The following is a 24,293-nucleotide window of genomic DNA, read 5'->3' as shown; positions in this document are numbered from 1 at the left end:
ATCGATCAGGCGTTGGAGAGGATCGGCAGGGCGGTCAGCAGGTCTGCCCGATGATCCGCTTCACGCAGTCCGAGTACTGCAGGAACAGGTCGGTCGCCTTGTCGTTGCGGGTGGTCTGGGCGGCGATGACCGTGTCACGCGGGTAGAAGCCGTTCAGCCCGCCACTGCTCGGGTACATCTCGAAGGTGTAGGACCAGATCTTGTACTGGCCCCACATCCAGTCGTCGATGGTGCCGTCGGTGATGTAGAGGTCGCTCGACTGCTCCGGCGTGTAGCCGTTGGTGGCGGCCATCTGCTGGCCGAGGGTGCGGAACGCCCGCTCCTCGTTCGCGTCCAGGCCGGGCGCGGTGTTGTTGGTCGTCCAGCCGAACGGCCACAGCACCAGCTCGGAGAACGTGTGGAAGTCGATGTTCGTCTTGATCTGCTGGACGCCGCCGACCACACGGGAGTTCACGAAGTTGCGGATGCGCTGGGTCTCCGGCGCGGAGAACGCCGAAGTGCCGCGGTAGGTGTCCGAGGTGCTGCTACCGCTGGAACCGCCGCAGCAGCCCCACTTGTAACCGAAGTTGCGGTTCAGGTCGGTGCCGTTGCCCTGCCGGTTCTTCCGCCAGCCGCGGAACGATCCGGTCGCAATGTCGTACTCGGCGCCGTCCGGGTTGACGCTGGGGACGACCCAGATCTCGCGGGAGTCGACGAGTGCCTTCAGCGCCGAGTTGGTCGCGTAGCCGTCGGTCAGGCGCTGGATGAAGTGCAGGCACATCTCGACGGTCAGGTGCTCACGCGCGTGCTGGTTGCACGTGATGATCACCTCGGGCTTGGCCTGGTCGACCGCGGGGTTGTTGCTGATCTTCAGCATCCACAGCTCGCGGTTCTCGAACGACTTGCCGATGCTGGAGAGCCGCACCAGGTTCGGGTGGGCGGTGACCGTCTTGTCCAGCTCCGCCTTCATCTCGGCGTAGTTGTGGTAGCCGGTGTAGCCGGACGGGAAGTCCTGGGTGCCGATCTGGCCGGGCACCGGGTCGGCGAAGTCGACCTTGCCGAGCTTGGCGAACTCGGCTTCGGCGTCACCGATGTACTTCATCGGCAGCCCGGTCCGCCGCAGTGCGCGGGCCTCGCTGGCGTTGGCGATGACGGTCACCGGACCGTTGGTGGTCTCGTCGATCAGGTCGGTGCCGGTGTAGACGACCTGCCTGAGCTGCTCGACGTTCTTCACCGTGATCTCGTAGACCGTGCGGCCGGAGCTGGCCGCCTGGGTCGAGGTCGTACCCACCAGCACTGGCAGGCAGAGCCCCAGCACGGCGGCGATCATGCCGCGGCGCTTGGTGAACATGGGTCCTCCATCATCAGCAGGGGTTTGCGACGGAGTGGTGCTGAACCGAGCGTGGCTTCGGCACTACTCGCTGAGTAGCGCCGATAGCGGGCTGACCGTTGACAGAATTCGGCAGGAACTACCCTGTAAGGCATGCTCAGCCGCATCGACCTGCGAGGTCGCACCACGACTCCCGCTCAGTTGCGCGCCGCAGTGCCGCGCGCCGAGATGGACGTGGACGCGGCGCTGCATCAGGTGCGTCCGATCGTCGAGGCCGTCGCGGCCCGTGGCGTCGAGGCCGTGCTCGAGTACACCGAGAAGTTCGACGGTGTTCGTCCTGATTCGGTGCGGGTGCCCGCTTCGGCCATTTCATCGGCTTTGTCCTCGTTGGACCCGGCCGTGCGCGAGGCGTTGGAAGAGGTCATCGCGCGCACCCGGCGGGTGCACGCCGACCAGCGTCGCACCGACACGACCACGCAGGTGGTGCCCGGCGGCATCGTCACGGAGAAGTGGGTGCCGGTGGCGCGCGTCGGGCTCTACGCGCCCGGCGGCCTCGCGGTCTACCCGTCGACGGTCGTGATGAACGTCGTGCCCGCGCAGATCGCCGGCGTCGAGTCGCTGGTGGTGTGCTCGCCGCCGCAGGCCGAGTTCGATGGCCTGCCGCACCCGACGATCCTGGCGGCCGCCGCGCTGCTCGGCGTCGACGAGGTGTGGGCCGTGGGCGGCGCGCAGGCCCAGGCGCTGATGGCGTACGGCGGTGTCGACACCGACGGTGCCGAGCTGGCGCCGGTCGACGTCGTCACCGGACCGGGCAACATCTACGTGGCGGCGGCCAAGCGGTTGCTGCGTGGTCTGATCGGCATCGACGCCGAGGCCGGGCCGACCGAGATCGCGATCCTCGCGGACTCGTCCGCCGACCCGGTGCACGTGGCCGCCGACCTGATCAGCCAGGCCGAGCACGACCCGCTCGCGGCCTCGGTGCTGGTGACGGACTCCGTCGAGCTCGCGGACGCGGTGGACGTGGAGCTGGAGCGCCAGATCAGTGCCACCAAGCACGTCGAGCGGATCCGCACGGCGCTGGGCGGCAAGCAGTCCGGAGTCGTGCTCGTGTCCTCTGTGGACGAAGGCGTGCGGGTGGTCGACGCGTACGCCGCCGAGCACCTGGAGATCCAGACGCGCGACGCCCGTGAGGTGGCGGCGCGGATCCGGTCCGCCGGCGCGATCTTCGTGGGCGCGCACTCGCCGGTGTCGCTCGGCGACTACTGCGCGGGCTCGAACCACGTGCTGCCGACCGGTGGCTGCGCGCGGCACTCGTCCGGGCTGTCCGTGCAGACGTTCCTGCGCGGCATCCACGTGATCGACTACTCCGAGGAAGCACTGCGCGAGGTCGCGGACAAGGTCGTCGCGCTGGCCAACGCGGAGGACCTGCCCGCGCACGGGCAGGCTGTCACAGCGAGGTTCACTCGATGAAGCCAGTCGTCGGCGCGCGGGTAGAGCTGTCCGATCTGCCTCTGCGCGAGGATCTGCGCGGCCGCACGCCCTACGGCGCGCCGCAGCTCGACGTGCCGTACCGCCTCAACACCAACGAGAACCCGTACGCGCCAACGGATGCGCTGGCCGCGGACGTGGTCGCGGCGGTGGCCGAGATCGCGGGTGAGCTGCACCGGTACCCGGACCGCGACGCGGTGGCGTTGCGCGAGGACCTGGCCGCGTACCTGACCGAGTCGACGTCGGTGACCCTGACGGCGGAGAACGTGTGGGCTGCCAACGGGTCCAACGAGATCCTGCAGCAGATCCTGCAGGCGTTCGGCGGCCCCGGCCGGACCGCGCTGGGCTTCGAGCCGTCGTACTCGATGCACCCGATCATCGCCGCCGGCACGCGCACCGAGTGGGCGCCGACCCCGCGTCGCGCGGACTTCTCGCTGGACGTGGAGAAGGCCGCGGCCGTCATCGCGGAGACGCGGCCGGACGTCGTGTTCGTGACGTCGCCGAACAACCCGACGGGACAGTCGATCCCGCTCGAAGATCTGCGGCTGCTGATCGCGTCCTCGACCGGCATGATCGTCGTGGACGAGGCATATGCCGAGTTCTCCTCGCAGGAGAGCGCGATCCAGCTGCTGGACGAGTACGGCTCGCGGCTGATCGTGTCGCGCACGATGTCCAAGGCCTTCGCCTTCGCGGGCGGGCGCCTGGGCTACCTCGCCGCTGCTCCGGCCGTGGTCGACGCGCTGCAGCTGGTGCGCCTGCCGTACCACCTGTCGCAGCTCACGCAGGCGGCCGCGCGGGCCTCGTTGCGGCACGCCGCGGAGACGCTGGGCTCGGTGGCGAAGCTGGCCGCCGAGCGCGACCGCGTGGTGGCGGCGTTGACGGACATGGGTTTCCAGGTCGTGCCCTCGGACGCGAACTTCGTGCTGTTCGGCTGGTTCGAGAACGCGCGCGAGACCTGGAAGTCCTATTTGGACCACGGCGTGCTCATCCGGGACGTCGGAATCGCGGGTCACCTGCGGGTGACCATCGGAACGCCCGAGGAGAACGACGCTTTCCTCGCGGCCAGCAAGGAGGTCAGCCGGTGAGTCGTGTGGGCAAGGTGGAGCGCACCACCAAGGAGTCGTCGGTCTACGTGGAGATCGACCTGGACGGCACCGGCCAGGTCGAGATCAGCACCGGCGTGCCGTTCTACGACCACATGCTCACCGCGTTCGGCGTGCACGGCTGCTTCGATCTGATCGTCCGCGCCACCGGCGACACGCACATCGACGCCCACCACTCGGTCGAGGACATCGCGATCGTGCTGGGCCAGGCACTGCGGGAAGCGCTGGGGGACAAGAAGGGCATCCGCCGCTTCGGCGACTGCTGGATCCCGATGGACGAGACCCTCGCGCATGCCGCGGTCGACGTCTCAGGCCGTCCGTACACCGTGCATCGTGGCGAGCCGGAGCAGTTCAACAGCTTCGTGATCGGCGGCAACTACCCGTTCGTGCTGAACCGGCACGTGTTCGAGTCGCTCGCCTTCCACGCCCAGATCGCACTGCACGTGCGCGTCGAGTACGGCCGCGACCCGCACCACATCGCGGAAGCCGAGTACAAGGCCATCGCCCGCGCCCTTCGCGCGGCCGTGGAGCCCGACCCCCGCGTCGGCGGCATCCCGTCGACCAAGGGCGTCCTCTGATGCCGAAGGAAGTCGTCGTCATCGGCCTGCTCGCTCTCGCGGGCTTTCTGGCCGGTGGCGTCTACGCGACTTGGAAGACCGCCAAGTTCATGGCGATCATCCTGCTGGTGCTGGTCGTGGTTGCGGTCGGCGGCGCGGTTCTCTGGCTCATCTAGCTCCTGCGGGCGAGCACCCAGTGGAACGTCGCCGGGTCCGGCTCGTGCATGGTCACGAGGTCGTCGGTGACGATCTCCAGGTGTTCTGCGAGGAGCTCGCGGTTCCTCGCGGGAGTGTTGCTGCCGAAGAACATCTCGACGCCGAGCCAGGTCTCGGTGACGTCCGGGGTGCCGGTGCCGAGCGAGGCCAGGAAGAAGCCGCCGGGCTTGAGCCACTTGGCGATCTTCGCGATGAGCGCGGGTTGTTCGGCGCGCGGGACGTGCAGGATCGAGTAGAAGGCGGCGATGCCGTCGAACGTGCCGTCCGGGAAGTCGAGCGCGGTCATGTCGGCCTTCTCGAACCGCGCACCGGGCACGTTGGCCTGCGCGAGGCCGACCTGCCGCTGGGACAGGTCGACGCCGAGAACGTCGTGCCGTTCGGCGAGCTTCCGGGCGACCGGGATGCCCGCGCCGCAGCCGAGTTCGAGGACCTTCGCGCCGGCCTCGAGGCGGCTGTCGAAGTCGTCCAGGTAGCGCAGGCGCGGGTCGTCGGCGATCTCGGCCGACCAGCTGAGGTACTGCGGCGCCATCGCGTCGTAACCGGCCTCGACGATCTTTTTCACGAGATCGAGCAAACCATGTCAACCGCCCGTCCGGGCCGGGTTGTCTATCTGGCGTGGGTGACTTCGAGAGTTTCGTTGCCACGGCGTCCGACTCGTTGCTGCGCCAGGCCTGGCTGCTGACCGGCGATCCGCACAAGGCGGAGGACCTGCTGCAGACCGTCCTGGCGCGGCTGTGGCAACGCTGGGACCGCGTCAGCGACCCGTGGCCGTACGCGAGAAAGATGCTGTATTCGACCTATCTGACCTGGTGGCGGCGCCGCTGGCGGTACGAGGTGCCGACCGGCGAGCTCCCGGAGTCCGCGGTCGAGTCCGACGTGGCCCTGCGCCTGACCGTGGCCGAGCGGCTGGCGTCGCTCAGCCGCATGCAGCGCGCGGTGATCGCGCTGCGGTTCTGGGAGGACCTGTCCGTCGAGAACACGGCGGCCGTCCTGGGCTGCTCGACCGGGTCGGTGAAGACCCACACCGCGCGGGCACTGGCAGTGCTGCGCGCGGACCAGTTGCTGCGAGCGGAGGTGGGGCTGTGAAGGACCTGCTGGAACACGTGATGCCGGAGTTCGAGCCGGTGCCGGACCGGGCAGACCAGGTGCGGCGGCGGGCGAAGGTTCGACGCGACCGCCGGTTGGTGGCGGGAACGGCGGCAGTGGTGCTCGCGGTGGCGGCCGGGGCGGGTGTGATGGCAGTTCGGCCGTTCACGGAGATCACGGACGCAGCAGCTCCCAGCAAGGAGTGCGATGCCGTGAAGGGCGGTCCGAGCGCAACGCCGCTGAAGGTGGACTCCCTGCCGCCAGGCGCCTCGAAGGTGACGTTGTGCGTTTACAAGGACGGCGTTTTCCAGTCCGGTGCATTGCCGGCCCCCGTGGACACCCTCTGGTGGGGGCCTCCGTACTCCGATGAGCTGCTTTCGAAACTGGAGCTGGAAGGAGCCAAGGTCCAGTCACGAGGTGTCGGCGCGGTGGAGAGCGCCGTGAATGCGATGACAGTGCCCGAGAAATGTGACACGCCATCCGGGACGTACATGTTGGAGTTCGAGTACCCGGACAGGAAACCGGTCGTGGCCTGGTTGTCCGACAAGTGCGGTGTTCCCATTGCGAAGGAGGAGTTGCTGCGTGATGGCGACGTCCTCACCTGGCTCCACCGGATGGACGGGGTCTATCTCTATTACGCTGCCGGAGGGCTCAAGTAATGAGCCGGGACGTGCTGGGTCAGCCAGACGCCGTTGGCGCTGAGCCGGAACTCGTGTCCGGCATCGCTCATCGCCTTGGCGTCCACCGAGAGGATCACTGGCCGGCCACGGCGCGCACCAACCCGTCGCGCGGTCTCGCGGTCAGGGGACAGGTGCACGTCGTGACGTGACATCGGGCGCAAACCGTCGCGCATGATGTCGTCGAGGAACTGCGCGACGGTGCCGTGGAACAACACGTCCGGCGGTGTCGCGGTCGGCAGCCCGAGGTCCACCTCGACGCTGTGCCCCTGGTTGGCACGGATGCGGTCGCCGTCGATCGTGAAGCGCTGCTTGTCGTTGCGCGCCACCACTTCGCGCAGTTCCTCCTCGCCGACGCCCAGCGCGTCGAGGAGATCGGTCACGGCCACCCAGCCGGAGGGGTCGAGGGTGAGGCCGACGCGCTCGGGCTGGTGCCGCAACGCCTTGGACATCCGCTTGGACAGGCGGATCATTCTGTCTTCTTCCATGACCTTCAGCAAAGCACAGCGCGTCCACCGGATTTGCGCTTCGATGGGTCCTGTGTGGCCGGTACTGGGGTTGTTCTTCCTCGCGCCGTTCGTCGGCGAGTTCCTCCTGGGCAACATCCCGATCACGGGCATGGTGTTCGGGCTGCTGCTGGCACCGCTGTACGGCAGTGGCGCGATCCTGGTCCGCGAACTGGGCAGACGCGCGGGCGGCTGGCCCTCGATGCTCCTGCTGGCCGCGGCCTACGCGCTGATCGAGGAGGGTCCGGTCGATCAGCTGATCTGGAACAACTCCTACGCGGGCCACGACTACCTGACCGGCCCGTCCTACGTCCCGGTCCTCGGCACGAGCGTCGAGGTCGTGCAGTCGATCCTGGCGCTGCACACGATCTGGAGCATCTGCGTCCCGATCGCCCTGGTCGAGACCTTGTCCCGCCGCGGCCCGTGGCTGCACACCCGAGGCCTGATCTTCGTGGGTCTTCTCTTCCTGGCCGGCTCTTCATTCGTGTTCTGGGGCAACTACTCCGAGGAACACTTCATGGCCCACTGGTGGCAGTTCGCCTACGGCTTCGCCGCCATCGCCCTGCTGATCTTCTTCGCGTTCCGGGTCCGCCCGCTCCCATCCCTACCGGGCGCCGCCCCGTCCCCGCTGCTGGTCTGCTTCCTCTCGCTGGCCGGCACCAGCGCGTACTGGGGCTCGGTGACGCTGATCAGCGCCGACTGGTTCGAGTGGTACGGCGTGGCGATCTGGTGCGTGGTGCTGGTAGCCGGTGTCGTGCTGGTGACGCGCTGGTCCCGGCTCGACGGATGGGACCAGCGCCACCGCTTCGCCTTGGCCGCCGGCGCTGTGCTGACCTACGTGTGGTGCTCGTTTCCGGTGAAGCCAGAACTCGGCGGCACCGAGGCCGGCGACTACGTCTTCAGCGCCATAGCCCTGTTGCTTCTGCTCTGCTGCATCCGCAAGCTCAGCGCTCGCAAGCCCACGGACTCGTCGTTGCCTCACTCCAACGGGTGAACCTCGTCCGGATCCACGCCTGCCGCCGTCTAGTAGATGTCACAAAACCATGGTCATCTGCCTCCCGCAAAAATGCGGAACGCGCGGGGGCGGATGCGCACGGAGGTACAAGGTGTGGAGTGAACGCGTGGTGCCAGGCGAACCCGAGATCTTCGTGGCCTGGCAACAAGGCGCCGGCGACCGGACGCTGCTCGTGATCCACGGCGGCCCGGACTGGGACCACAGCTATCTGCGCGACCCACTCGAACAGCTGGACTGCCACCTGCTGCTGCCAGACCTGCGCGGCTGCGGCAGGTCAGGCCGCGTCCCGGAGGAGGAGTACCACCCGGACGGCGTGATGCGCGACCTCGTGCGCGTGCTCGACGTGTTCGGCGTCAAGCGCGCAGACGTGCTGGGCCACTCATACGGCGGCATGGTGGCGCAACGGTTCGCCATCACACACCCGTCACGCACGCGCAGTCTGATCGTGTCAGGCAGCAGCGTATTGCCGCTGTCGCCGGACGCCTTCGCCGACTGGCCCGAACGCGACGAGATCCTGGCACGCCAGGACGACCCGTGGCAGCGCGAGGGCCTCTCGCCCGAGGAATGCGTGCGAGCGGAAGCGTTCGCAGCCGTGCACGCGAACATCCGACGCCCCGACGCGGTCCCCGGCTACCTGCGGCGGCTGGAGAAGATCCGGTTCGGTGCCGAGTGGGTGCGCCCGTTCCTGGCAGGGACCCTGGTCACGCCGCGCCTTCCGGATGCGGCGCAACGGATCGCGGAACTCGACATCCCGGTGCTCCTGCTGCACGGCCGGCAGGACATGACGTTCCCGGTGAGCCTGGTGGAGCCGACGCTCGAACTGATCCCGCAGGCCCACGCCGTGGTGTTGGAGGAGGCAGGGCACATGGCGCACGTCGACGAACCCGACGGCTACCTGCGCGCGGTGCGGGAGTTTCTGGCGTCAAGCTAGGGAACGCCGGCGGCCGCTCGTGCCGGAGCGCGGCGCGCACGCGGGACGGTGCGGCAGAGCCGACGCGGGCTGGGGCGTGCCTGGGCCCGCTCGGGCCGAGCACGACGCGCGCGCGGGCGGCGCGGGAGTTTCCGGTGGGCTGGGGGCGTTTCTGGAGGGCTGGGAAATTTCGGCGAACTGGGGAGTTGCCGGCGGGCTGGGGGCTAGGGAGTGCCGCCTTCCATCGCTGGCTTGAGGCGAGGGGCGCCTGGGCCGTTGTCCGCTTGCTCGTCGTCGATGTTCTGCAGGGCGCAGCTGCGCAGTGAGAGGCAGCCGCAGCCGATGCAGCCGGTGAGGCGGTCGCGCAGGCGGAACAGGGCGTCGATTCGGGCGTCGAGCTCGGTCTTCCAGGAGCGGGAGAGGCGTTCCCAGTCGGACTTCGTCGGGGTGCGGTTGTCGGGGAGCTGGGCGAGGGCGTCGCGGACGTCTTCGAGGCTCAGGCCCACGCGTTGCGCGGTGCGGATGAAGGCCAGGCGGCGCAGCACTGAGCGTTGGTAGCGGCGTTGGTTGCCCGTGGTTCGGACGGAGGCGATCAGGCCCCTGTCCTCGTAGAAGCGCAGGGCGGTGTGGGGGACGCCGCTGCGGTCGGCCACCTGGCCGATGGTCAGCATTTCCGGCAACTTGCTCACCCGATCATGGTAACGGCTTGACCTCCAGCTTGGTCGAGGTTGAACAGTTGGTGGCATGCAACGGATACCAGAGCTGTTCGCGAGGATGACCGGGGACGAGAAGCACGAGTGGGCGGCGGCTTCCACGATCGACGTGCTCTGGGTCCTGTACGACAAGGTCCTGAACGTCACGCCGGCCACCGTCGACGACCCCGACCGCGACCGGTTCCTGCTCTCCAAGGGGCACGGGCCGATGGCCTACTACGCGGTGCTGGCGGAGAAGGGGTTCATCGACGAGTCCACTTTGGACGACTGGACGACGTGGGACAGCCCGCTCGGCCAGCATCCCGACCGGATGCTGGTGAAGGGCGTCGAGATCAGCAGCGGCTCGCTCGGTCACGGGCTGCCGATCGCGGTGGGGACGGCGATCGGGCAGCGCGTCGGCAAGTCCAGAGGCCGGACGTTCGTGCTGGTCGGCGATGGTGAGCTGGACGAGGGCAGCAACCACGAGGCGATCGCGGTGGCGGCCCGGCTGAACGTCGCGAACCTCACCGCGATCGTGATCGACAACCAGTCCGCGAAGTACGGGTGGCCCGGTGGCATCACGCGCAGGTTCGCCGTCGAGGGCTGGCAGACCGCCGAGGTCGACGGCCGGGATCACGAGGCCGTTTTCGCCGCACTGACCGCGCCGCACGACCGCCCGTACGCGGTCGTCGCCAAGATCGAGAAGAGCTACTGATGACCACGATGCGCCAGGCTTTCGTCAGCACCGTCAACGAGGAGATCGACCGGGACCCGCGGATCGCCGTCGTGACAGCGGTGATCTCGAGCAACGAGTTCCCGCAGGAGAACGAACGCGTCGTGGACGTCGGCATCCGCGAGCAGACCATGGTCGGCGTCGCGGGCGGACTGGCGCTCGCCGGGTTGCGGCCTGTCGTGCACAGCTACGCGCCGTTTCTCGTTGAACGGCCGTACGAGCAGATCAAGCTGGACATCGGCCATCAGGAAGTCGGCGCGGTGTTCGTGAGCATCGGCGCGTCCTACGACGACCCGGCATGGGGGCGCACGCACCAGTCACCGGGCGACGTCGCGCTGTTCGACACGCTGCCCGGCTGGACTGTGCACGTACCTGGGCACCCGGACGAGGTCACGCCGCTCCTGCGGCAGGCGCTGAAGGACGACAACCGGGTCTACGTCAGGCTTTCGCTGCACGAGAACACGCAGGCGTATCCGGTGGGTGAGGGATTCACCGCGCTGCGTCACGGAAAACGCGGTGTGGTGCTCGCCGTCGGACCGATGCTCGACCGCGTGCTGAAGGCGGTCGACTCGGAGAACGCCGACGTCACGGTGCTGTACGCGTCGACGATCCGACCGTTCGACTCGGACGGACTGCTCAAGGCGGTGCAGGACACCGACCACGCCGACGTCATGGTGGTGGAGCCGTACCTCGAGGGAACTTCAGCTCATCTGATTTCCGAAGCCTTGCAACTAATCCCGCACCGTGTGCGTTGTATAGGCGTCAAACGACACGCAGAGCTCCGCAACTACGGCACGGCCGAGGATCATGACGCCGCGCACGACCTCGACGTGGTGGGGCTGGGGAGCGCTGTGCGGAGTTTCTTCAGGGGGTGAAGAAACATGTTCGCAGTCATGGGGGATGACTGGACCGGCGCGCCTTCTCGCGCCGTTTGAGGGTGAACCGGCGCACGGTCGGGCCGGACGCCCGACCGTGCGCTCGTTCCCGAAACATGAACTTCTTGGCATGTCGTCCTCGGCCCGTACGGCCAAAGAGGAATGATGTTGCTCGTGAGAATGCTGATCTGGACCCCGTTGAACGCCGCCGAGCTGCAGAAGGCCATGCACAGCGGCAACGTGGGCCCCGCGGCGCTCGTCCCGGTGCAGTCCGGCACGGTGTTGCTGCCTCCGCCGGGCACCAGGCTCAGCGAGGCCGCCTACATGACGAACCGGGTGCGCAAGATCGCGGGCAGTGGCGCCGCGCTCGCCGTGTGGAACGACGATGCCGCGCTGCTCTACCTCTTCACCACGACGATCGGCCGCGCGTCCATGTGGGGCTCGCGCGAAGCGGTCCTGCGGTTGTCGGCGCAGGCGAAGCAGTCGGGTCCGGTCGGGCGGCTGTTCGACCGCTCCACGGCAGGGCTTGTGAAGCTGCGCGAGAAGGAGAAGTGGCAGCTCGACGCCATCGACAAGCTCACCGCGCTGTACCCGGCGGCCAGTCGCAAGGGCCCGCTCGAACGCATCCGCGACTTCGAGAACGGCCGCCACGCGATCCCCGACTTCTTCCGCACGGCCGGGCTGCCCGAGGTCGCGCAGGTGGCCGAGCTCACGGAGGAGGGCCGCGCGGACGGCGTGCTGCAGCCGTTGGAGCCGCCGCGCGCGCAGCTGTGGCCGTTGGCGCTGTTCCTGCCGTTGATCGTGTTGACGGCGTTGGCGACAGTCCTGCTCCACATCCCGACGGTCGTCTACTACCTCGTCGGCGCGCTCCTGATCGTGTTGCTGGCCGGTGCGCTGGTCGTGCTGAGGCGGCGTCTCGTGCGGACGAAACCGATCAACACCGTGTTGCCGGTCATACCGGTGACGCAGGGTGCCGCGCCGACCGACTAACCTGGTGGTCGTGGCACGTGTCGTCGTACTTGACTATGGCTCCGGCAACCTGCGCTCGGCCGAGCGCGCGCTTCAGCGGGTCGGCGCCCATGTCGAGGTGACGTCAGACGCGAAGGCCGCGCGTGAGGCCGACGGCCTGGTCGTGCCCGGCGTCGGCGCGTACGCCGCGTGCATGGAGGGCCTGAACTCGGTGCGCGGCGCCCGGATCATCGGCGAGCGCCTCGCGGGCGGACGGCCGGTGCTCGGCATCTGCGTGGGCATGCAGATCCTGTTCGAGCGCGGCATCGAGCACGGCGTGCTGACCGAGGGCTGCGGCGAGTGGCCCGGCACCGTCGAGCGGCTCGAGGCGCCGATCGTGCCGCACATGGGCTGGAACACGGTCCGCGCGCCGGAGGGCTCGCAGCTGTTCGCGGGGCTGGACAAGGACACGCGCTTCTACTTCGTGCACTCCTACGGCGTGCGCCGCTGGGAGCTGGAGCCGGCCGAGCACATCAGGCCGCCGCTGGTGACGTGGGCGGACCACGCGGGCGACGAGTTCGTCGCAGCAGTCGAGAACGGTCCTTTGTGGGCGACCCAGTTCCACCCGGAGAAATCCGGTGATGCCGGCGCACAACTGCTGCGGAACTGGTTGACTATCTTGTCGTGATCACACGACTGCTGACGGTAGCCGCACTGACGGCTGCCTCCGTTGCTGTGCCTGGGGGCGCACTCGCCGCACCGGCTCCGTTCCACGACAACTTCGACGGCGCGGTGCACGCGTCGCCGACACTGGGACTGAACGACAACCTGAAGCACCGGCAGGGGACCGGTGCGGTGACCTACACGCGCGTGTCCGCCGGCGGATCGGTGGAGGTCAACGACCCCAAGCATCCGGGCACGCTGCTGATGCGCTCCGGCCCGACCGTGGTGCGCCTCGACGCGCCGTCCACCGGTTCGGCGATCTCCGCGAAGCTGGTGCCGGCCGACTCGTCGACCGTCGTGCTCAGCCGTTCCGCCAACATCGCGGGCGACGTGACCGACCCGGCCGTCGACCTCGGGTTCCTGTTGCGCGCCAACGGAAGCGTGCAGATCTACCAGGCCGGCCAGGTCGTGACTTCGCTGGACGGGTTCACGAAGGCCCGCAAGGACGGATCGTTCGACGTGACGCTGAAGTTCGGCAGCGCGCTCGACCTCACCGTGAACGGCAAGCGCAGGACGGTCAAGCTCGAGCTGCCGACGGAACGGCAGTGGGTCTACCTCGGACACTCCGGCACCGCCGCCGGGCTCGTCGACGACCTGACCATCGCGCAGCTGAACTCCGACGACCTGCGCAAGCGGCCCGGATCGACGCTGCGCTACTACGGCTACGTCGGCGCGTCGCCCTCGGCGGTGCGCGGGCACAGCAACCTGAACCTCGTGGAGGTCGGGGTGGCGACCGCTGATGCCGGCCGCGTCGACGGTTTCGTGGCCGGTGACGCCGACACCGCGCGTCAGCTGAAGAAGCTCTTCCCCGCCAAGAAGGTCGTGCTCGTCGTGCCCGCCGCTCAGGTCGACGACGCGTTCCAGGCGCCGGAGGAGGTGGACGGGGTCGGGTTCCGCGCCCCGTGTGCCGGATACGACGTGCTCGAAGCCACGATGGCCAAGCTCGCGGAACGCGTTCCCGCCAAGGACCTCTTCCTGCTCCCGGAGGCGGCACCACAGCCTGCGTGCGCGGACCTGGGTGACCCGGATCTCGCCGGCACCCAGTACCTGTACCTGGCGTTGATCCAGCAGTACCCGAGCTACGTGGGCATCCTGGCCGCGCCCGTTCCCGCGCAGTTCACGCGCACCGCGGACGCCCAGGAGCGCGTGGCCGCCCTCGTGCTGGGGGACGCTAGGCTGAGCGGGTGACGTTCACACTCCTCCCCGCTGTTGACGTGGCTGATGGCAAGGCCGTCCGCCTCGTGCAGGGCGAAGCCGGTACCGAGACGAACTACGGCGAGCCGCTCGACGCGGCTCTGCAGTGGCAGCGCGACGGGGCGGAGTGGATCCATCTCGTCGACCTCGACGCGGCGTTCGGGCGCGGTTCGAACCGCGACCTGGTCGCCCGCGTCGTGGGCGAGCTGGACGTGAAGGTGGAGCTGTCGGGCGGCATCCGCGACGACGCTTCGCTGGAGGCCGCGCTGGCCACCGGGTGTGCTCGGGTGAACCTGGGCACCGCCGCCCTGGAGGACCCGGAGTGGTGCGCGAAGGCGATCGCGGCGCACGGCGAGAAGATCGCCGTGGGCCTGGACGTCCGCATCACCGAGCAGGGCCACCGGGTGAAGGGCCGCGGCTGGACGTCGGACGGCGGTGACCTCTGGGAGGTCCTCGACCGGCTCGACCGCGACGGCTGCGCGCGTTACGTCGTGACGGACGTGTCGAAGGACGGCACGCTGACGGGCCCGAACCTGGAGCTGCTGAGCGAGGTCTGCGCCCGCACCGACGCTCCCGTCATCGCGTCCGGCGGCGTGTCCACTGTGGACGACCTGGTCGCGCTGGCGAAGCTGTCGCGCGACGGCGTGGAGGGCTCGATCATCGGCAAGGCCTTGTACGCCGGGGCCTTCACGCTCCCGGAAGCACTCGCTGCGGTCCGTTGACGACCTTCTCGATGTGAGCGGCCGCGGCCGCGTGCGTGACTCCGGTGGAGTGCAGCACGCCGGCCGCGGTCCCGCCTTCCTCCAGCAGCAGCCCGAGCAGGATGTGCTCGGTGCCGATGAACATGTGGCCCATGCGCAGGGCTTCTCGCACGGCCAGTTCCAGCGACTTCTTGCAGTGCGTCGAGTACGGCTGCTTCTCCGGGCGCTGCTTGGCCTCGTTGTCGAGCCGGTGCAGCGTCGCGATGCGGGTGCTGCCGTCGCCGGACTCCAGCTTCGCGATGGTCTTGGCCGCGAGCCCGGCCGACTCGTCGAGCAGTCCCAGCAGCAGGTGCTCGGTGCCGATGCGCTCGCTGAACCGCGCGTGGTGCCGCGCGAGTGCGATGACCCGGCGTGAGCGCTGGGTGTAGCGCTCCATCGACGGCTTGGTGAGCTCCGGCGACTCCCTGGGCACGAACCGCTTCTGCGCGGCCTGCTTGGTGACGCCGATGCTCTCGCCGATCTCGGCCCAGCTCGCGCCACCGCGGCGGGCCTCGTCGACGAAGTGGCCGATCAGGTGGTCGCCGAGCTCGCTCAGCTGGCCACTCATCTCGACGGCCTTGGAGAGGCGCATCAACGCGTCGTCGGCCTCCTGGGCGACGGCGACGATGAGGTCGGTCAACTGGATCATGCGTCAACCTTAGGTTGACGATGTGGACACGGTCAACCTCGGGTTGACGCTCAACGTTGACAGGTTGATGTGGTTGATCGCGTCAACGTTGAGCGGCTCGAATCAACGTTGACGCGCCTGGTCAACATTGACGCGCGCACTCAATGTTGACTGCTGACAACGTTGTCATCAGCGTGGACGGCTCTGGTCAACGTTGATTGGCAGCGTTGATTTGAGGCCTCAACGTTGAGTCAACGTTGATCGCGCCGATCAATGTTGATTGCCGTGGTCAATGTTGACTGAGGGTTGATTGAGGACGCTCAACGTTGACGGCGTCAGGCAGCAGCGGTGATCTCGATGCCGACCGACCCGGTCCGCCCGCGGCGCACCTTGCTGCCGAACACCGTCAACCAGCCGATGACGCCGTACTTCTTCATGATCCGAGAGCGGATCTCGTCGCCGGCGGCGTCGTCCATCAGCCGGGCGTGCGCCTTGACCGACGGCCCCTTGGGGTTGCCGCGCACATCGCACGGCCCGATCTCGACGTCGCCGCTGCGGCGGATCCGCTTGACCTTGCCGGTGTCCTTGGCGCTCCACGCGTAGATCACGTCGTCGCTGGGGCCCGTCAGCACCCAGACCGGCGTGGCCACCGGGGTCCCGTCCTTGCGGAAGGTCGTCAGCAGCAGGTACTGGCCGTTGCCCAGTTCGGCGATCATGGCGCCGCAGCGTAGTCCGCGAAGGCCCCTTGTAGGCTTTCTCGCATGTCAGTGGCTGTGCGCGTCATCCCCTGTCTCGACGTCGACCGGGGCCGGGTGGTGAAGGGCGTCAACTTCACGAACCTCGTCGACGCGGGTGACCCCGTCGAGCTGGCCAGGGCGTACGACGCCGAGGGTGCCGACGAGCTGACGTTCCTCGACGTCACGGCCAGCAGCGGCGACCGCGAGACGACGTTCGACGTGGTCCGGCGCACGGCCGAGCAGGTGTTCATCCCGCTCACGGTCGGCGGCGGCGTGCGCAGCCCCGAGGACGTGAACAAGCTGCTGCGCGCGGGCGCGGACAAGGTCAGCCTCAACACGGCGGCGATCGCGCGCCCGGAGCTGCTCAAGGAGTGTTCGGAGCGGTACGGGGCGCAGTGCATCGTGCTGTCGGTCGACGCGCGGCGCGTGCCCGGCGGCACCGGCTTCGAGGTCACCACGCACGGCGGGCGCAACGGCACCGGAATCGACGCCGTCGAGTGGGCCGCGCGGGGCCAGGAGCTGGGCGTCGGCGAGATCCTGCTGAACTCGATGGACGCCGACGGCACCAAGGCCGGGTTCGACCTGGAGCTGATCGAGCTGGTGCGCCGCGAGGTCGACGTGCCGCTGATCGCGAGCGGTGGCGCCGGCGCGGTCGAGCACTTCCCGCCGGCCGTCGCGTCCGGTGCGGACGCGGTGCTGGCGGCCAGCGTGTTCCACTTCGGACAGTTGCGCATCGGCGAGGTCAAGGACGGCCTGCGCCAGGCGGGTGTCGTGGTGCGATGACGCCGGTCGAGGTGCGGGTGGCCTCGACGGTCGCGCTGGGCGGGGCAGCGGTGTTCTTCGCGGTCGGCCTGATCCTGTGGCGCAGTACCGGGGACGCCGACGTGCTGAAGCTGCCGTCGTTCGTCGCCCTCGTCGAACTGCCCGTGGCGGCGACGTTGTTGCTGCGGCTGCGGTTCATGCACTACCCGGCGATGGTGGTGTTCATCCTCGTCGCCCTGCTGCACCTGGTGATCGTGCTGGCCGACGGCCCGTCGTGGGCGCGCGTCGCGTCCGGTGTGCTGTCCGCGGTGCACATCTACGGAGTGGTCCTGCTCAACACCGGACCCGCTCGCGAACACCTGGGAGGACCCCGTTGAGCAGCCCGCTCGATCCCGCCGTCTCCGCCCGGCTCAAGCGCACGCCGGACGGACTGATCTGCGCGGTCGCCCAGCAGCGCGACACCCGTGAGGTGCTCATGGTCGCGTGGATGGACGACGAGGCGTTGCACCGCACTCTCACCACCCGCCGCGCCACCTACTACTCGCGCAGCCGTCAGCAGCTGTGGGTGAAGGGCGAGACGTCCGGCCACACCCAGTACGTCCACGAGGTGCGGCTCGACTGCGACGGCGACACGCTGCTGCTGATCGTCGACCAGGTGGGCGCCGCGTGCCACACGGGTGACCGCACGTGCTTCGACGCGACGGTGCTGCTCGCGGACGCCTGACGTGGCGCACGACGAGCGGTGGGACTTCTTCATCGCGTACGCCAGTGCGGACCGCGTGGCGGCGAACGAGCTGTACGACCTGCTGAGCCCGCCGTTCCGGGTCTTCCTCGACAGCCGTGCCCTGCTGCCCGGCGACGACTGGGGCCGCAGGTTGCCCGCGGCCCAGAGCCTGTCGTCCGTCACCCTGGTCCTGATCTCGTCGCGCACGGGTGACGCGGTCTACCAGGTGGAGGAGATCGCCACGGCGATCGAGCTCGCCCGCCGTGCGGGCGATCTGCACCGGGTGGTCCCGATCCTGCTCGACGAGCGGGAGGGTGAAGCCGAACTGCCGTACGGCCTTCGGGGCAAGCAGAGCATCTCCGTCACCGAGGCGGGCGGTCTCGCCGGTGTCGCCACTCGGCTGAAAACCACCTTGCGGCAACGCATGGCGATGTCCGCCGACGAGATCCAGCGACGGTACGAGGACAGGACCGCGGTCGAGCGGGCCGTCCGCCTGGTCCCGCGGGACGGCTTCGACCGCGACGGCCGGCTCGGGTCGCCTGAGCGGGACTACGTGTTCGTCGGTGACCATGACGAACAACGGCACCGCACGCTCCGGCAGATCCTGTCCAACCTGTGGATCGGCGATGCGTTCGAACGGGTGGAGAACTCGAACGAGCCCTGGCTGGCGCTCACGTTCGACGTGGGCGAGCTGAACCGGCGGAAGCTGGACCTGATGCCGGGCACGTGGAAGGCAGCGTTCCGGATCTTGTCCGACCCTCGCCGCGCGGCACGTTTCGAGGCGACGCCGGAGGAGCTCGCCCGGCTCGGGCGGCCGCCTCGCGACTACTACTCCGCCGATCAGCTCCGGTGGTACCACAGCTGCAACGACTACAGCCCGCAGCGTCCGGCCCGCTTCCTCCGCGAAGCGCTGGGCATCGAGTGGCTCTGCTTCGGCGGCAACGGGATCACCGAACGAGCGCCGGCGACGGACGGGATCCCGTCACGGGTGTTCTTCGTGCGGAACCTGCCGCTGCCGGGCATCACCTACCGGGTGCAGGACCTCGGCGTGCCCGACGACGGCGTGGTCCTGGACTAGTCGAGCGAGCCCGTCAGGTAGCGCTGCAGATTCGGGCCGATCGCCTTGACCACGGTCTCGACGTCCACCGACGCCAGCGGTTCGAAGTGGACGACGTACCGGACGATCCCGAGCCCGACCATCTGCGTCGCGCACAACGTGGCACGCAGTTCGCGTTGTTCGGCCCCGATCTCCGTCAGCAGGTTCTTGAAGATCGCGTTGACGAAGAACGACTTCAGCGCGTTCGCCACCTCCTGCTGGCTGGTGACGCTGCGGATCAACGCGGCGAAGGTGCCGCCGCCGGTCGCGTCCCAGACCGTGACGAAGGTGCGGATGATGCGTTCGCCCGCGGTTTCGACGGGGCCGTCCAGAAGCCGTTTCAGGATCTCGGCCGGGTCGAAGGGGAGCTGCAGGACGGACTGGGCGAACAGGCCTTCCTTGCCACCGAACCAGTGGTTCACCATGGCGGCGTCGACGCCGGCGCGGGCGGCGATCGCGCGGACCGTGGCGCCGTCGTAGCCCTTCTCGACGAACGTCTCGCGGGCGGCGGCGATGAGTGCGGCCCTGGTGTCCTCGCCCGCGGCGCGGCGGCCTCGTCGTTTCTGGTTCACTTGCTCCACGAGGGTCATAGTTCAACAGATGTTGAATTTATGCAACAATTGCGCTCATGGTGAGCGTCATCGGGGCTGTGGCCGCCGTTGGTCTTGGGGCCGTGAGCCCCACGCGTGAGGAGTTCCGCGAGCTGGCGGTCAACCGCCGGGTGATTCCGGTGGTGCGCAGGTTGCTGGCGGACGCGGAGACGCCGGTCGGTCTCTACCGCAAGCTGGCCGCTGACCGGCCTGGCACGTTCCTCTTCGAGTCGGCCGAGAACGGGCGTTCGTGGTCGCGATGGTCGTTCATCGGCGTGAGGTCGTCCGCGGCGCTCACGGCGACCGGTGGTGAGGCGTACTGGACGGGCACGAGGCCCGTCGGGCTGCCGGACGGTGGCGACCCGCTGCAGGCCCTGCGCGAGACCATCGAGGTGCTGCGCACTGATCCGTTGCCCGGCATGCCCCCGCTGACCGGCGGCATGGTCGGCTACATCGGCTACGACGCGGTGCGGCGGCTGGAGCGGCTGCCGGTCATCGCGGAGGACGACCTGCAGATCCCCGAACTGGTCATGTTGCTGGCGACCGACCTCGCGGCGTTCGACCACCACGAGGGCACGGTCACGCTCATCGCCAACGCGATCAACTGGGACGACTCGCCCGAGCGCGTGGACGCCGCCTACGAGGACGCGGTGCGGCGCCTGGACGAGATGACGACGGAGTTGCACCAGCCCGCGCCGCCGACCGCTGCCGTGTTCAGCAGGCCGCGGCCCGAGTTCCGGCGCCGGCGTTCGCAGGCCGAGCACTTCGCCGCCGTCGAGAAGGCCAAGGAGGCCATCCGCGCGGGCGAGGCGTTCCAGGTCGTCGTGTCGCAGCGGTTCGAGATCGAGACGGACGCGGACGCGCTCGACATCTACCGGGTCCTGCGCGCGACCAACCCCAGCCCGTACATGTACCTGCTGCGCCTCGACGGCTTCGACATCGTGGGTTCCAGCCCCGAGTCGCTGGTCACGGTGCGCGACGGCAAGGCGACCACGCACCCCATCGCGGGCACCCGCTGGCGCAGCGAGGACCCGGAGGAGGACGCGCTGCTGGAGAAGGACCTCCTCGCCGACCACAAGGAACGCGCCGAGCACCTGATGCTGGTCGACCTCGGCCGCAACGACCTTGGCCGCGTCTGCAAGCCGGGTTCGGTGCACGTCGTCGACTTCTTCAAGGTCGAGCGGTACAGCCACGTCATGCACATCGTGTCGACCGTGACCGGTGAGCTGGCCGAGGGCAAGACGGCCTACGACGCGGTCGCGGCCTGTTTCCCGGCCGGCACGCTGTCCGGTGCGCCGAAGCCGCGCGCGATGGAGCTCATCGAGGAGCTGGAACCCACCCGCCGCGGCCTCTACGGCGGCGTTGTGGGCTATTTCGACTTCGCCGGGGACGCGGACACCGCCATCGCCATCAGGACCGCTCTCGTGCGGGGCGGGGTGGCCTACGTGCAGGCGGGCGGCGGCATCGTGGCGGACTCGGACCCGCTGGCCGAGGACAACGAGTGCCTCAACAAGGCGGGCGCGGTGCTGGCCGCGATCGCCACGGCCCAGACGATGCGGCCCGCCGTTGAAAGCTAGTCCACTGTGGATCGCCGCACTCCTGCTCGTGGGTGCGGCGGGTGCCTTCTGGGGCGCGGGTTCCGTGCCGCTGGCGCTGCTGAGCCTCGCGTCCGTCGCGGCGGTCGTGGCGCTCAGCGGCGTGGCGCGCCGGATCCTCGGCGTGTTGCTCGTCGTCGTGGGCGTGGCGGCCGCGTTCAACGGGCACTGGCTCGCGATCGCGGCCGGCGTGCTCGTGGTGGCCTCCGGCGTGCTTCAGGTAGCACTCGGGGCCCGGATGCCGAAGATCGGTGTAGGTGGGCAGAAGACCCGCAAGCACGACCCCGAGACCGACATGTGGCGCGCGCTGGAGCGTGGAGATGATCCGACCGACGATAAGACCCCCGGCGGACCTTCCTCGAACGAGTGAAGATCATTCATCCGCATTCACGCATGTGACACGTGCACAGCCTTGGCTAGCTGCGTCGACACTGAACCCCCGGTGGCTGGGGCGTTACTCCGCCGGGGTTAGCATCCCCACAGCGGGAAGGGGAGCAACACTGTGACGGTTCTCGAGTCGATCCTCGAAGGTGTGCGTGAGGATCTCGCCGCTCGCGAGGCTCAGTTGTCCTTCGACGTGGTCAAGGAGCGCGCGGCCAAGGCAGCCCCGCCGCTCGACGTGATGTCCGTGCTGCGAGGCCCCAACGTGGGTGTCATCGCCGAGGTGAAGCGCCGCAGCCCCTCCAAGGGCGCGCTGGCGGAGATCCCGGAGCCGGCCGAGCTGGCGGCCGCCTACGAGGCGGGTGGCGCGTCGGTCATCAGCGTGCTCACCGAGCAGCGGCGGTTCGGCGGATCGCTCGCCGACTTCGACGCGGTGCGCAGGACGGTGAAGATCCCCCTGCTGCGCAAGGACTTCATCGTGTCGCCGTACCAGGTGCACGAAGCGCGCATGCACGGCGCGGACCTGGTGCTGCTGATCGTGGCGGCGCTGGAGCAGAACGCGCTGGTGTCGCTGCTCGACCGGGTCGAGTCCCTCGGGATGACGGCGCTCGTCGAGGTGCACACCGCCGAGGAGGCCGACCGCGCTCTCGAAGCCGGGTCGTCCGTCATCGGGGTGAACGCGCGCAACCTCCACACGCTGGAGGTCGACAAGGACGTTTTCGGCCGGATCGCTCCCGGACTACCCTTCGAGACGATCAAGATCGCCGAGTCCGGTGTGACCGGCCCCGGCGACCTGATGGCCTACGCCGGAGCGGGCGCCGACGCGGTGCTCGTCGGCGAGAGCCTGGTGACCAGCGGCGACCCCAAGGCCGCCGTGAACAAGCTCGTGACCGCCGGTTCGCACCCCGCGTGCCCGCGGCCAAGCCGGTAGAGGAGCAGCTCGATGGGCCAGTTCACGCCCACGCCGCACGATCCCGACGACCGTGGCCACTTCGGCCCGTGGGGTGGCCGGTTCGTCCCGGAGGCCCTGATCGCGGCGGTGGACGAGCTGGCCGCCGAGTACGACAAGGCGCGCATCGACCCGGACTTCGTGAACGAGTTCCAGCGCCTGCTGAAGGACTTCGCGGGCCGTCCGTCGCTGCTGACGGAGGCGCCGAAGTTCGGTGAGCACGCCGGGACGCGCGTCTTCCTCAAGCGCGAGGACCTGAACCACACCGGTTCACACAAGATCAACAACGTGCTCGGCCAGGCGCTGCTCACCAAGCGCATGGGCAAGAAGCGCGTGATCGCGGAGACCGGCGCCGGGCAGCACGGCGTGGCGACGGCGACGGCCTGCGCGCTGCTCGGCCTCGACTGCGTCGTCTACATGGGCGAGGTCGACACCGAACGGCAGGCGCTGAACGTGGCGCGCATGCGGCTGCTGGGCGCCGAGGTCATCCCGGTGAAGTCCGGCTCGCGGACTTTGAAGGACGCGATCAACGAGGCGCTGCGCGACTGGGTCGCCAACGTCGACGAGACGCACTACCTGCTCGGCACGGCCGCTGGCCCGCACCCGTTCCCGCTGCTGGTCCGCGACTTCCACCGGATCATCGGCATCGAGGCGCGCGAGCAGATCCTGGAGAAGGCCGGGCGCCTGCCCGACGCCGTCGTCGCGTGCGTCGGTGGCGGGTCGAACGCGATCGGCATCTTCCACGGTTTCATCGACGACGCGGACGTGCGCCTGGTCGGTGTCGAGCCTGGTGGTTCGGGTGTCGAGTCCGGCAGCCACGGCGCGACGCTCACGGCCGGCACGCCCGGTTCGCTGCACGGCGCGATGTCGTACGTGATGCAGGACGAGGACGGGCAGATCACCGAGGCCCACTCGATCTCCGCGGGTCTCGACTACCCCGGCGTGGGTCCCGAGCACTCGCACCTGAAGGACATCGGCCGCGCCGAGTACTTCCCGGTGACCGACGCCGAGGCGATGGAGGCGTTCGCGCTGCTGTCGCGGACCGAGGGCATCATCCCGGCGATCGAGTCGTCGCACGCGCTGGCCGGCGCGCTGAAGCTGGGCCAGGAGCTCGGACCGGACGGCCTGCTGGTCGTGAACCTCTCCGGGCGTGGCGACAAGGACATGGACACGGCCGTCAAGTACTTCGGCCTCGCTGACGGGGGACAGGCCTGATGTCGTTGTCGGACGTTTTCGCGACGGCGAAGGCCGAGTCGCGGGCTGCGCTGATCGGCTACCTCCCGGCGGGTTTCCCCACGATCGAGGGCTCCAAGGGCTACCTGCGGTCGATGGTCGAGGCGGGCTGCGACCTGATCGAGGTCGGCCTGCCGTACTCCGACCCCGTGATGGACGGCCCGACGATCCAGGCCGCCGCCGAACAGGCGCTCAAGGCCGGGTTCCGGGTGCGCGACGTGTTCGACGTCGTGTCGTCGGTGGCCGAGGCCGGTGGGCGTGCGGTCGTGATGACGTACTGGAACCCGGTGCTGAAGTACGGCGTGGACGCGTTCGCACGTGACCTCGCCGCCGCCGGTGGCCTCGGGCTGATCACGCCGGACCTGGTGCCGGACGAGGCCGCCGACTGGATGGCGGCGTCCGAGGCCCACGGGCTCGACCGGACCTTCCTGGTGGCGCCGTCGTCGACCGAGGACCGCATCGAGATGACGGCTCGTGCGTCGTCCGGGTTCTTGTACGCCACCGCGGTCATGGGCGTGACGGGTGCTCGTGACGTGGTGTCGTCCGCGGCGCCTGAACTGGTCGCGCGGGTGCGTGCGCACTCCTCGATCCCGGTCGGGGTCGGGCTGGGCGTGAAGTCCGGTGCGCAGGCCGCCGAGATCGCCGGGTTCGCGGACGGGGTGATCGTCGGTTCGGCGTTCGTCTCGGCGGCGAACGAGGGCGACGCCGCGGTGCGCGCGCTGGCCGCTGACCTGGCGAAGGGTGTGCGCTCGGCTGCCGCCATCGTGTGATGGCATGGAGCTCCTCCAAGCGTGATCGTGGCTGTATGCACAAGCCAGCTACCCGC

At 69.0% G+C, this 24,293-nt stretch carries 30 protein-coding genes; 23 read left to right on the top strand and 7 right to left on the bottom strand.

The features are described from left to right. Positions 1-34 precede the first annotated feature (34 nt). Entirely contained in the window at positions 35-1,330 is a 1,296-nt protein-coding gene (locus ABZX92_RS09580; RefSeq protein WP_355555812.1) for a M14 family metallopeptidase, read from the bottom strand. A gap of 132 nt (positions 1,331-1,462) precedes the next feature. Here ABZX92_RS09580 and hisD point away from each other — a divergent pair, with 132 nt between their 5' ends. Genes hisD through ABZX92_RS09560 form a run of 4 tightly spaced genes read left to right on the top strand, consistent with a single transcriptional unit; the run spans position 1,463 to position 4,633 of the window. Next, positions 1,463-2,779 carry a histidinol dehydrogenase gene (gene hisD, locus ABZX92_RS09575; protein ID WP_355555811.1) on the top strand — a complete coding sequence of 439 codons (1,317 nt, stop codon included), beginning with the start codon at positions 1,463-1,465 and terminating at the stop codon, positions 2,777-2,779. Then, the gene (locus tag ABZX92_RS09570) at positions 2,776-3,882 is read left to right on the top strand and encodes a histidinol-phosphate transaminase (protein ID WP_355555809.1); all 1,107 of its coding nucleotides are present in this window, start codon (positions 2,776-2,778) and stop codon (positions 3,880-3,882) included. Before hisD ends, ABZX92_RS09570 begins: the two co-directional genes overlap by 4 nt. Beyond that, positions 3,879-4,478 carry an imidazoleglycerol-phosphate dehydratase HisB gene (hisB, locus tag ABZX92_RS09565; protein ID WP_045314317.1) on the top strand — a complete coding sequence of 200 codons (600 nt, stop codon included), beginning with the start codon at positions 3,879-3,881 and terminating at the stop codon, positions 4,476-4,478. The genes ABZX92_RS09570 and hisB overlap by 4 nt, the downstream gene beginning before the upstream one ends. Next, entirely contained in the window at positions 4,478-4,633 is a 156-nt protein-coding gene (locus tag ABZX92_RS09560) for a hypothetical protein (protein ID WP_355555807.1), read from the top strand. Before hisB ends, ABZX92_RS09560 begins: the two co-directional genes overlap by 1 nt. On the opposite strand, the gene ABZX92_RS09555 is transcribed toward ABZX92_RS09560, so the two are convergent. Further along, a complete protein-coding gene (locus ABZX92_RS09555; protein ID WP_355555805.1) occupies positions 4,630-5,235 on the bottom strand; it encodes a class I SAM-dependent methyltransferase in 606 nt (201 codons plus the stop codon). The two genes, ABZX92_RS09560 and ABZX92_RS09555, sit on opposite strands and share 4 nt — an antisense overlap. A 53-nt stretch (positions 5,236-5,288) precedes the next feature. Here ABZX92_RS09555 and ABZX92_RS09550 point away from each other — a divergent pair, with 53 nt between their 5' ends. Together ABZX92_RS09550 and ABZX92_RS09545 are read left to right on the top strand one after the other, a co-directional pair. Next, a complete protein-coding gene (locus ABZX92_RS09550; RefSeq protein WP_355555803.1) occupies positions 5,289-5,759 on the top strand; it encodes a SigE family RNA polymerase sigma factor in 471 nt (156 codons plus the stop codon). Next, positions 5,756-6,418 (top strand): hypothetical protein, encoded by a 663-nt coding sequence (locus ABZX92_RS09545; protein ID WP_355555801.1) that lies wholly within the window; start codon positions 5,756-5,758, stop codon positions 6,416-6,418. Before ABZX92_RS09550 ends, ABZX92_RS09545 begins: the two co-directional genes overlap by 4 nt. On the opposite strand, the gene ABZX92_RS09540 is transcribed toward ABZX92_RS09545, so the two are convergent. After that, positions 6,394-6,924, bottom strand: a complete 531-nt coding sequence (locus ABZX92_RS09540) for an RNA 2'-phosphotransferase (protein ID WP_355555799.1) — start codon at positions 6,922-6,924, stop codon at positions 6,394-6,396. The two genes, ABZX92_RS09545 and ABZX92_RS09540, sit on opposite strands and share 25 nt — an antisense overlap. A 52-nt stretch (positions 6,925-6,976) precedes the next feature. On the opposite strand from ABZX92_RS09540, the gene ABZX92_RS09535 reads away from it, so the two are divergent. After that, positions 6,977-7,936, top strand: a complete 960-nt coding sequence (locus ABZX92_RS09535; RefSeq protein ID WP_355555797.1) for a hypothetical protein — start codon at positions 6,977-6,979, stop codon at positions 7,934-7,936. 112 nt (positions 7,937-8,048) lie between these two features. Continuing rightward, positions 8,049-8,888 carry an alpha/beta hydrolase gene (locus tag ABZX92_RS09530; RefSeq protein WP_355555795.1) on the top strand — a complete coding sequence of 280 codons (840 nt, stop codon included), beginning with the start codon at positions 8,049-8,051 and terminating at the stop codon, positions 8,886-8,888. Positions 8,889-9,091: 203 nt separating this feature from the next. On the opposite strand, the gene soxR is transcribed toward ABZX92_RS09530, so the two are convergent. After that, on the bottom strand, positions 9,092-9,556 hold the full coding sequence (soxR, locus tag ABZX92_RS09525) for a redox-sensitive transcriptional activator SoxR (protein ID WP_355555793.1): 465 nt from the start codon (positions 9,554-9,556) through the stop codon (positions 9,092-9,094). 55 nt (positions 9,557-9,611) lie between these two features. Between soxR and ABZX92_RS09520 the strand changes: the two genes are divergently transcribed. The 6 genes from ABZX92_RS09520 to priA all read left to right on the top strand — a co-directional run bounded on the left by ABZX92_RS09520 (position 9,612) and on the right by priA (position 14,754). Then, on the top strand, positions 9,612-10,274 hold the full coding sequence (locus ABZX92_RS09520) for a thiamine pyrophosphate-dependent enzyme (RefSeq protein ID WP_355555792.1): 663 nt from the start codon (positions 9,612-9,614) through the stop codon (positions 10,272-10,274). After that, the gene (locus tag ABZX92_RS09515; RefSeq protein WP_355555790.1) at positions 10,274-11,167 is read left to right on the top strand and encodes a transketolase C-terminal domain-containing protein; all 894 of its coding nucleotides are present in this window, start codon (positions 10,274-10,276) and stop codon (positions 11,165-11,167) included. The genes ABZX92_RS09520 and ABZX92_RS09515 overlap by 1 nt, the downstream gene beginning before the upstream one ends. 174 nt (positions 11,168-11,341) lie before the next feature. Continuing rightward, positions 11,342-12,157 (top strand): hypothetical protein, encoded by an 816-nt coding sequence (locus ABZX92_RS09510; RefSeq protein WP_355555788.1) that lies wholly within the window; start codon positions 11,342-11,344, stop codon positions 12,155-12,157. A 10-nt stretch (positions 12,158-12,167) separates the two neighbouring features. Continuing rightward, positions 12,168-12,803 carry an imidazole glycerol phosphate synthase subunit HisH gene (hisH, locus tag ABZX92_RS09505; RefSeq protein WP_355555786.1) on the top strand — a complete coding sequence of 212 codons (636 nt, stop codon included), beginning with the start codon at positions 12,168-12,170 and terminating at the stop codon, positions 12,801-12,803. Further along, a complete protein-coding gene (locus ABZX92_RS09500; RefSeq protein WP_355555784.1) occupies positions 12,800-14,026 on the top strand; it encodes a hypothetical protein in 1,227 nt (408 codons plus the stop codon). Before hisH ends, ABZX92_RS09500 begins: the two co-directional genes overlap by 4 nt. Next, positions 14,023-14,754: a bifunctional 1-(5-phosphoribosyl)-5-((5-phosphoribosylamino)methylideneamino)imidazole-4-carboxamide isomerase/phosphoribosylanthranilate isomerase PriA gene (priA, locus tag ABZX92_RS09495; protein WP_355555782.1), complete on the top strand. Its 732-nt coding sequence runs from the start codon at positions 14,023-14,025 to the stop codon at positions 14,752-14,754. The genes ABZX92_RS09500 and priA overlap by 4 nt, the downstream gene beginning before the upstream one ends. Here priA and ABZX92_RS09490 read toward each other — a convergent pair. Together ABZX92_RS09490 and ABZX92_RS09485 are read right to left on the bottom strand one after the other, a co-directional pair. Beyond that, complete coding sequence (locus ABZX92_RS09490; protein WP_355555780.1) at positions 14,720-15,421, bottom strand: Clp protease N-terminal domain-containing protein; 702 nt, start codon at positions 15,419-15,421, stop codon at positions 14,720-14,722. The two genes, priA and ABZX92_RS09490, sit on opposite strands and share 35 nt — an antisense overlap. Before the next feature lie 314 nt (positions 15,422-15,735). Next, positions 15,736-16,116, bottom strand: a complete 381-nt coding sequence (locus ABZX92_RS09485; RefSeq protein WP_355555778.1) for a PPOX class F420-dependent oxidoreductase — start codon at positions 16,114-16,116, stop codon at positions 15,736-15,738. 45 nt (positions 16,117-16,161) lie between these two features. Between ABZX92_RS09485 and hisF the strand changes: the two genes are divergently transcribed. From hisF to ABZX92_RS09465, 4 genes are read left to right on the top strand one after another with little or no spacing between them, the layout of a single operon-like run. Then, positions 16,162-16,920 carry an imidazole glycerol phosphate synthase subunit HisF gene (hisF, locus tag ABZX92_RS09480; protein WP_355555777.1) on the top strand — a complete coding sequence of 253 codons (759 nt, stop codon included), beginning with the start codon at positions 16,162-16,164 and terminating at the stop codon, positions 16,918-16,920. Continuing rightward, positions 16,917-17,276: a hypothetical protein gene (locus tag ABZX92_RS09475; RefSeq protein ID WP_355555775.1), complete on the top strand. Its 360-nt coding sequence runs from the start codon at positions 16,917-16,919 to the stop codon at positions 17,274-17,276. Before hisF ends, ABZX92_RS09475 begins: the two co-directional genes overlap by 4 nt. After that, positions 17,273-17,623 carry a phosphoribosyl-AMP cyclohydrolase gene (hisI, locus tag ABZX92_RS09470; protein ID WP_355555774.1) on the top strand — a complete coding sequence of 117 codons (351 nt, stop codon included), beginning with the start codon at positions 17,273-17,275 and terminating at the stop codon, positions 17,621-17,623. Before ABZX92_RS09475 ends, hisI begins: the two co-directional genes overlap by 4 nt. A gap of 1 nt (position 17,624) precedes the next feature. Then, positions 17,625-18,701 (top strand): toll/interleukin-1 receptor domain-containing protein, encoded by a 1,077-nt coding sequence (locus ABZX92_RS09465; protein WP_355555772.1) that lies wholly within the window; start codon positions 17,625-17,627, stop codon positions 18,699-18,701. Here ABZX92_RS09465 and ABZX92_RS09460 read toward each other — a convergent pair. Next, on the bottom strand, positions 18,698-19,309 hold the full coding sequence (locus ABZX92_RS09460) for a TetR family transcriptional regulator (RefSeq protein ID WP_355555770.1): 612 nt from the start codon (positions 19,307-19,309) through the stop codon (positions 18,698-18,700). The two genes, ABZX92_RS09465 and ABZX92_RS09460, sit on opposite strands and share 4 nt — an antisense overlap. 38 nt (positions 19,310-19,347) lie before the next feature. On the opposite strand from ABZX92_RS09460, the gene ABZX92_RS09455 reads away from it, so the two are divergent. The 5 genes from ABZX92_RS09455 to trpA all read left to right on the top strand — a co-directional run bounded on the left by ABZX92_RS09455 (position 19,348) and on the right by trpA (position 24,237). Continuing rightward, entirely contained in the window at positions 19,348-20,886 is a 1,539-nt protein-coding gene (locus ABZX92_RS09455) for an anthranilate synthase component I (RefSeq protein WP_355555768.1), read from the top strand. After that, a complete protein-coding gene (locus tag ABZX92_RS09450; RefSeq protein ID WP_355555766.1) occupies positions 20,876-21,274 on the top strand; it encodes a hypothetical protein in 399 nt (132 codons plus the stop codon). The genes ABZX92_RS09455 and ABZX92_RS09450 overlap by 11 nt, the downstream gene beginning before the upstream one ends. 132 nt (positions 21,275-21,406) lie before the next feature. After that, positions 21,407-22,216, top strand: a complete 810-nt coding sequence (trpC, locus tag ABZX92_RS09445) for an indole-3-glycerol phosphate synthase TrpC (RefSeq protein WP_355555764.1) — start codon at positions 21,407-21,409, stop codon at positions 22,214-22,216. A gap of 12 nt (positions 22,217-22,228) precedes the next feature. Further along, a complete protein-coding gene (trpB, locus tag ABZX92_RS09440; protein WP_355555762.1) occupies positions 22,229-23,449 on the top strand; it encodes a tryptophan synthase subunit beta in 1,221 nt (406 codons plus the stop codon). Next, the gene (trpA, locus tag ABZX92_RS09435) at positions 23,446-24,237 is read left to right on the top strand and encodes a tryptophan synthase subunit alpha (RefSeq protein WP_355555844.1); all 792 of its coding nucleotides are present in this window, start codon (positions 23,446-23,448) and stop codon (positions 24,235-24,237) included. The genes trpB and trpA overlap by 4 nt, the downstream gene beginning before the upstream one ends. The last annotated feature ends 56 nt before the right edge of the window (positions 24,238-24,293 follow it).

The sequence above is a fragment of the Lentzea sp. NPDC006480 genome (assembly GCF_040611995.1).
Classification (GTDB): domain Bacteria; phylum Actinomycetota; class Actinomycetes; order Mycobacteriales; family Pseudonocardiaceae; genus Lentzea.
This window is presented reverse-complemented; position numbering and strand designations above follow the sequence as displayed.